The sequence below is a fragment of the Microbacterium sp. ISL-103 genome (assembly GCF_018613995.1).
In the GTDB taxonomy this organism is placed as follows: domain Bacteria; phylum Actinomycetota; class Actinomycetes; order Actinomycetales; family Microbacteriaceae; genus Microbacterium.
The window spans coordinates 1-6811 of the sequence record NZ_JAGGPD010000088.1 but is presented as its reverse complement, the minus strand read 5'-3'; the positions used below and the strand labels follow the sequence as shown (position 1 = coordinate 6811).

Below are 6811 nucleotides of genomic sequence, written 5' to 3'. Positions count from 1 at the left end.
CGCTCGTCGCCGGCCTCGGCGGCATCCAGGATGTCGCGCACCGGCAGCGCGCCAGGACGCTCCCACGCCCTCGCGAGTGCGCCGCCGCCGCAGAACGTCTCGATGCATCCGCGCTGGCCACAGCCGCAGAGTCGACCGTTCGGATCCACCGAGAGGTGCCCGACTTCGCCTGCCGTGCCTCGAGCACCGCGCCAGATCGTGCCGTCGACGACGATGCCCGCCGCGACCCCGGTGCCGAGGTTGAGGTAGGCCATCGATCCGTCGATGCCGCGCAGCACGGCCGCACCGAGCGCTGCCGCCTTGACGTCGTTCTCGACTCTGACGGGAATGCCGAGTCGTCCGCCGACCTGGCCTGCGAGGTCGAGCGACTCGACCCCGAGATTCACGGCGTGCAGCACCCGGCCGGTGTCGGCGTCGACGAGCCCGGGAATCCCGATGCCCACCGACTCGATGTCGGATCGGGCGAAGCCGCCCTCGTCCGCCAGAGCATCGATCGCGTCGAGGATGCTGACCACGACCGCATCCTCACCCCATCCCGTCGGACGCCGCAGGCGCGCCACGATCTCGTCCGACGGCGACACTGCCACGGCGTCGATCTTGGTGCCGCCGACGTCCAGGCCCACTCGAATCCGCCGACCGGCGAGGTCGGCGACGATGGCATCCGTCATCGGATCGTGCTCCTGCTCGTCCTCGGGGCGGGGGCGGGTGCGGGGGCGGCGATCACGACACGCCCAGCTGGCTGGACAGGACCATCACGGCGGCGCCGCGGAGGACGATGTCGTCTTGCAGGGTGCGGCGGATGAGGGCGTCTTCGAAGACACCCTCGAGAGTGCGTGCGTGCAGGGTCTCGACGGCCGCGTCGACGAGCACGCCGTCGAGCAGGTCGCCGGGGCCGGAGAGCACCACCTCGGAGAGATCGAGCGCGGCCACGATCGGTGCGATCGCGATCGCCATGCGGGTTCCCGCATCGCGGAGGATCTCGTCGCGGGAGTCGGGGGCCGCGTCGATGGCCGGTCGCAGCCGGGTCTCGCTGAGCCAGGCTTCGAGGCACCCGTCCTTGCCGCATGCGCAGCGGGGGCCGCCGTCGGTGCCGACCACGACGTGACCGATCTCGCCCGCGGCGAACCGACTGCCGAGCAGCGGCTGGCTGCCCGTGATCACACCCGCACCGACGCCGCGACCGATCTTGATGGGCATGAAGTCGGCCTTGGCCTCGCCGAAGGTGTATTCCGCGAGCACGGCCGCGTTCGCATCGTTGCGCACGAGGACCGGAAGATCGAGATCGACGCCCAGCTTCGCCTCGAGCGGCAGATTGGTCCAGCCGAGGTTGGGCGAGCTGAGCACCACGCCATCCGGGCGGACGACGCCCGGGGTGCCGATGCCGACGCCGAGGATGGGCTGCGTCGCGGTCTCGGCGAGAGCGCGTGCGAGCTCGAGCGTGGCGGCGTACGCCGCCTCGCCGTCGGGCGTCTCGGGGCGCGCCACCTCGCGACGCTCGAGCACGTCGCCGTCGAGGCTGAGCAGCGCTCCGACGAAGGCTCGGGGGCCCGAGAGGTCGAGACCGATGATCTGATGGCCGACGCGATCGATGTCGATCAGAATCGGAGGCTTGCCCGGCCCGACCGTCTCGCGCACGCCCATCTCGATCACGATGCCGTCGGCGATGAACTCGGCGACGAGATCCGAGATGGTGACCCGTGTCAGTCCCGTCTCCCTCGAGAGGTCTGCCCTGCTCATCGCACCGGAGTGGTACAGCGTCTGCAGCACGAGTGCGCGGTTGTGTCCGCGCGCGTGCTCGGGCAGCACCTTGGCGCGCGAGCGGAGGTGGCGCCCCGGCCCGAAGGCGTGAGCGCTCGCACCGACGTAGTCTGACGCCGTCGATGGACGCGATTCACCCGATACGGACATGTTTGTTAGTAGACCTTACGAACAAAAATTGTGCAACCCCCGCTCCGTGTAGCACAGGGAGGGTTACGGAAACGTTACATTATGCCGAGAGCGACCCGTCAGAGGCTCGCGCGCGCTCGATCAGGCGGGCGACCAGGCCTTCGACGATCTTCTCGCGGGCCTGGGTGGTGAGCGGCTTTCCCGGAACGCCCGGACGCCGCTGCACAGGCGTCGGACCGTCGAGAGGACGATACCGCACCCCCGCTTCGGCGAGCCGGCGCAGATGGGTGGGCAGACGCCGTCCGAAACCCTCGAACGGGGGCGGCTCCCCTCCGTCCCACAGCCGCTCGGCGATGGCTGCGAGGCGCGGGAAGAGGGCGAAGTCGACGCGATCACGGGTGGGCAGGTGCTCGGTCCAGACGTTCGCCTGGCCACCGGATGCACCCTCCTCGATCCGCAGCGTGTAGGCGCGCTCGATCGACAGAGGCGGCCCCACGCGGATCGGCTCCTCCGCGGAGTCCGACTGCGGGTAGTCGAGATAGACCTGGAGGTCGGGGCAGGCGATCACAGGGATGCCGCGGCGCAGTGCCTCACGCAGGGCGACGGGTCCTCGCCAGGCCAGGATCTCGACCCCCTCGGGGACGTCGCCCTCGAGCACCTCATCCCATGCGAGGGCAGTGCGTCCTCGACGACGCACGTGCGCCACGAAGTGAGACGTGAACCACGGCTGCACGTCGTGCGGTGTCTCGAGGCCGAGCTCGCGCATCCGCTCTCGGGCCGACGGACTTTGCTGCCACTCGGTCACCGGAACCTCGTCGCCGCCGATCCCGATCCACGACGAGTCGAAGAGATCGCAGAGCGCATCGATGGCCGCCCTGCCGAACGCCAGGGCGGCGTCGGTCGGAGCGAGGGTGCGCGGGTTCACGCCGAACCGCTCCCAGGGCGCCGAGACCGGCTCCCCCGCATCCGTGTTGCCGAGCTCCGGATACGCGGCGAGGGCCGCCTGGATGTGCCCCGGAAGCTCCACCTCCGGCACGATCGTGACGAACCGCTCGGCGGCATAGGCGACCAGGTCGCGCAGCTCGGCATCCGTGTAGTGGCCCTCGTGCACGCCGGGCTCGATCGTGGCCTGAGGCCCGTGCCCTCGCTGGGTGGACTCGCGCCGGCCGCCGATCTCGGTCAGCCTCGGGAAGCCGGGCACCTCGAAACGCCACCCCTGATCGTCGGTGAGGTGCAGATGCAGCACCGACAGGTGGTGATCGGCCAGCAGATCGACCAGCCGCCGCACATCGTCGACCGGGCGGAAATGCCGAGCGACGTCGAGCATCACTCCGCGCCAGCCGTATGCGGGTGCGCCCTGCCAGATTCCGACAGGGATGCGCGCGCGGTCCGCGCCGGGCTCTCGCAGCTGTCGCAGGGCGGTGACGCCTCGGAAGACCCCGACCTCGCTCGCCCCGAAGACCACGATGCCCTGCGTCTCGACCGTGATCCGGAAGGCTTCACGGCCGATGCGTCCCGCGGCGAACGGCTCGGCGGCGAGAGCCTCGTCGATGCGCAGGGTGATCGCGGGGGACGCGACGTCGGCGTCTCCCCCGCCGGCCAGGCGCCCGGCGCTCGCGGCGAGCGCATCGGGCGCGACGATCCGCGTGCGGGATGTCCACTCGAAGGGTTCCGCCGCCGGATCGATGTCTGCGGAGACCAGCGGCACCGTCGCGCGATGCACCGGCGGCGCCATGCGCAGCGCCCGGCCCGGCGTCGATCCCGTCACCTGCGACCCGACGACCACCGGCACGCCGCCCACGATCACCCCGGCGATCCCGACCGGGGGCAGATGCGGCGACTCGAATGTCGCCCCCGCTGCGATGGTCTCCGGATCCAACAGCACCAGATCAGCGGTGGCCCCCTCGCGGATGACGCCTCGAGGAGCGTCTCCCCGGTCGAGCCCCAGCCTGGCCGCGGGGGTTCCCGACAGGTGGCGCACGGCCTCCTCGAGCGAGAGCACTCCCAGCTCCCGCACGTAGTGGCCGAGGTACCGGGGGAACGTGCCGCGTCCGCGTGGGTGCGGGCGCGCGCCGATGAGGATGCCGTCGCTGCCGCCGCTGTGACGCGGGTGCCGCATGATGGTGCGGACGTTGCCCTCGTCGCCGATGTGCATCAGGATGCCCGTCGAGCCGCCGTCCGCCAGGATCGTGTCGAGGACGACATCGACCGCTCGTCTCTCCGAGGACGCGGCGATCTCGGAGACCGTGCGACCGACGAGCGGTGCGAGCTCCGGCGAAGCGACGCCCGAGATCTGGATCGCATCCCAGTCGGCGCGTTCGCCGTGGAAGCCGTCGCAGCCGATCTCCTCGAGCTCGACCCGCACGGCCTCCCGTGCGTCGTCGTCGAGGGCGGCGATCGTGCCCAGCAGGTCACCGCTCTCGGCGAGCCTGCTCGGGAGCAGCGCGGCCAGCGTTGTCGCGCCGGGGAGGTACGGGTAGGTGTCGAGGGTCACATCGACACCGTCGTCGACCGCCTCGTCCACCAGCGCCAGGAGCTCGGCCGCACGGCCGCGGTTCGGCGCGAAGTTCATCGTGGCGTGCGTCAGGTGGATCGGGCAGCCCGTGCGCCTGCCGATGTCGAGCGCCTCACGATAGGCGTCCAGCGCCGCCCCGCCGTAGCTGCGGGTGTGCGGGGCCCAGTACCCGCCGCGCTCGGCGACGACGCGACACAGCGCCTCGAGCTCTGCCGTGTCGGCGTACATGCCGGGCGTGTATGTGAGTCCGCTCGACATGCCGAAGGCCCCGGCATCCAGCGCTGCACCCAGCAGGTCGCACATCGCGGCGATGTCATCTGCGGTCGCCGGCCGGTTCTCGTGCCCGATCACCATCATGCGCAGGTTGCCCTGAGGAACCAGGACGGCCGCATTGGCCACGGCGGCCGTGTCGACGGCGGTCAGGAGATCATCCATCGACCTCCACGGGACCTCGGTCGGCGTGCCGTTCCAGCCCGCGATCTGGGCGGGGATGACCGCTGCCGTGGCGTCGTCGAGCGGCGCGTAGCCGAGTCCGTCCTGCCCGAGGACCTCGGTCGTCACCCCCTGACGGATCTTGGCGTCGTGCGCTGCCCCACCCAGCACCGCCAGCTCGCTGTGGGCGTGCATGTCGATGAATCCCGGCGCCAGCACCAGGCCCGTGGCGTCGACCTCGACAGCGCCTGCGGGAAGCTCGAGACGCCGCTCGTCGCCGTCGCGGAGCACCGCCACGACCCGCGCACCTTCGACGGCCACGTCGGCGGTGAATCGCTGCGCTCCGGTGCCGTCGACGACGGTGGCGCCGCGATACACCCTGACAGGCTTCTCATCGCTCAGAAGCACGTCGCCACCGCCCCGACGACGCGCGGATCATCGGCATCCGGATCGTCGATGATCGCCACCACACGCCATTTGTCGAAGGCCGTGCAGGGGTGCGACAGGCCGAGACGCACGACCTCGCCGGGAACGACGGTCGAGCCGGGCGCGAGGCTCAGGAACGCGTGCTGATCGTTGAGCGCCGTGATCTCGCCGTCGACGGACTGCGGCACGGGCAGATCGAGGTCGAAGGGCACATCACGCCGACCGGCGTCCAGCAATGCGAGGCCCGGCTCGGGCTGTGAGACGACGCGAGACCAGGCATGCATCGCCGAACGGAGGCGATCGGTCGACGTCACAGGCCCGAACGGGGACATGCGCGAGTAGAAGCCGTCGTCGTGGATCTGGAAGGCGCCGGAGCGCAGCACGATGTCGGCGCCGTCGCGGTGCGGCGCGAGCATCGCGGCCGCCCGGTCGGGGAAGGCGCTGCCACCCGCGCTGAGCACCGGTCGCACGTCGTCCGCGTAGTCGAGCCGCTCGTGCAGGTCGACCAGCGTCTGCAGATACGCGTCGACGGATGCGACCGAGGCGGCGCTGCGGTCGGGCCCGAACGGACCCTCGTAACCCGTGACACCGGCGAGCCGGAGCCCTGGCGACCTCAGGACGGCCTCGGCGATGCGCTCGCCCTCGTCGATCGTGCGAGCACCCGTGCGTCCTCCCGCGCCACCGAGCTCCACGAGCACATCGAGCGGACGCGGCGAGGCGGCGAGCGCCTCGGCGAGGATCTCGACCGTGGCGACCGAGTCCGCCCAGCACAGGATCCTCAGGTCGGCATCCTCGGCGAGCAGCGCCCCGAAGCGCCGCGCCGCAGCACCGTCGGTGACGGCGTTCGCGATCAGCACCGTCGTCACTCCCGCGTCGACGGCGACCTCTGCCTGCCACGGGGTGGCGACCGAGATGCCCCAGGCTCCTGCGTCGAGCAGCCGCTGCCAGAGCGCGGGCGCCATGGTGGTCTTGCCGTGCGGAGCGAGAAGCACCCCCTGCCCCGCGGCCCAGTCGAAGACGGTCGACTCGTTGTGCGCGAGCGCCGCCTCATGCACCGTCAGCACCGGGGTCACGAGGTCCGACAGATGCAGCCCCGCGTCGGGGACCTCCGAGAGACGGAGTCCCGCAGACCGGGCGGGGAATCCCTTCGCCCATGTGCCGAGAACAGGATCCGGAATTTGTAGAGGCATCTAACAAGGCTACTAGGCTGGTCGCATGACTGCGAAGATCCGCGTTTCGACCGACGCCGCCCCCGCCCCCGCCCACACCTTCTCTCAGGGCATCCGCAAGGGGCCGTTCGTGCAGGTCTCGGGTCAGGGCCCCGTCGACCCGCAGACGAACGAGTACCTCTTCCCCGGCGACGTCGCAGCGCAGACGACCCGCACCCTCGAGAACGTGCAGGCGATCGTCGAGGCATCCGGAGCCACGTTCGACGACGTCGTGATGCTGCGCGTGTACCTCACGAAGCGCGAGGACTTCCCGATCATGAACGACGCCTATGGCGCATTCGTCACCGCGCACACGACCAGCGGCGTGCCGCCGTCGCGCACC

Annotated in this window: 5 protein-coding genes; 1 reads left to right on the top strand and 4 read right to left on the bottom strand. The window is 70.9% G+C overall.

The features are described 5' to 3' along the window. From J7E68_RS03970 to J7E68_RS03955, 4 genes are all read right to left on the bottom strand, one after another. Positions 1-668: ROK family protein (locus J7E68_RS03970; RefSeq protein ID WP_215170053.1), on the bottom strand; the 668-nt coding region annotated here is incomplete at its 3' end. Positions 669-720: 52 nt separating this feature from the next. Then, on the bottom strand, positions 721-1908 hold the full coding sequence (locus tag J7E68_RS03965; RefSeq protein WP_215170051.1) for an ROK family transcriptional regulator: 1188 nt from the start codon (positions 1906-1908) through the stop codon (positions 721-723). Positions 1909-1987: 79 nt separating this feature from the next. Next, on the bottom strand, positions 1988-5212 hold the full coding sequence (locus J7E68_RS03960) for a family 20 glycosylhydrolase (RefSeq protein ID WP_311416267.1): 3225 nt from the start codon (positions 5210-5212) through the stop codon (positions 1988-1990). A gap of 20 nt (positions 5213-5232) precedes the next feature. Beyond that, positions 5233-6450: an alanine racemase gene (locus tag J7E68_RS03955; RefSeq protein ID WP_251048613.1), complete on the bottom strand. Its 1218-nt coding sequence runs from the start codon at positions 6448-6450 to the stop codon at positions 5233-5235. A gap of 25 nt (positions 6451-6475) precedes the next feature. Here J7E68_RS03955 and J7E68_RS03950 point away from each other — a divergent pair. Then, positions 6476-6811: RidA family protein (locus tag J7E68_RS03950; RefSeq protein ID WP_215170047.1), on the top strand; the 336-nt coding region annotated here is incomplete at its 3' end.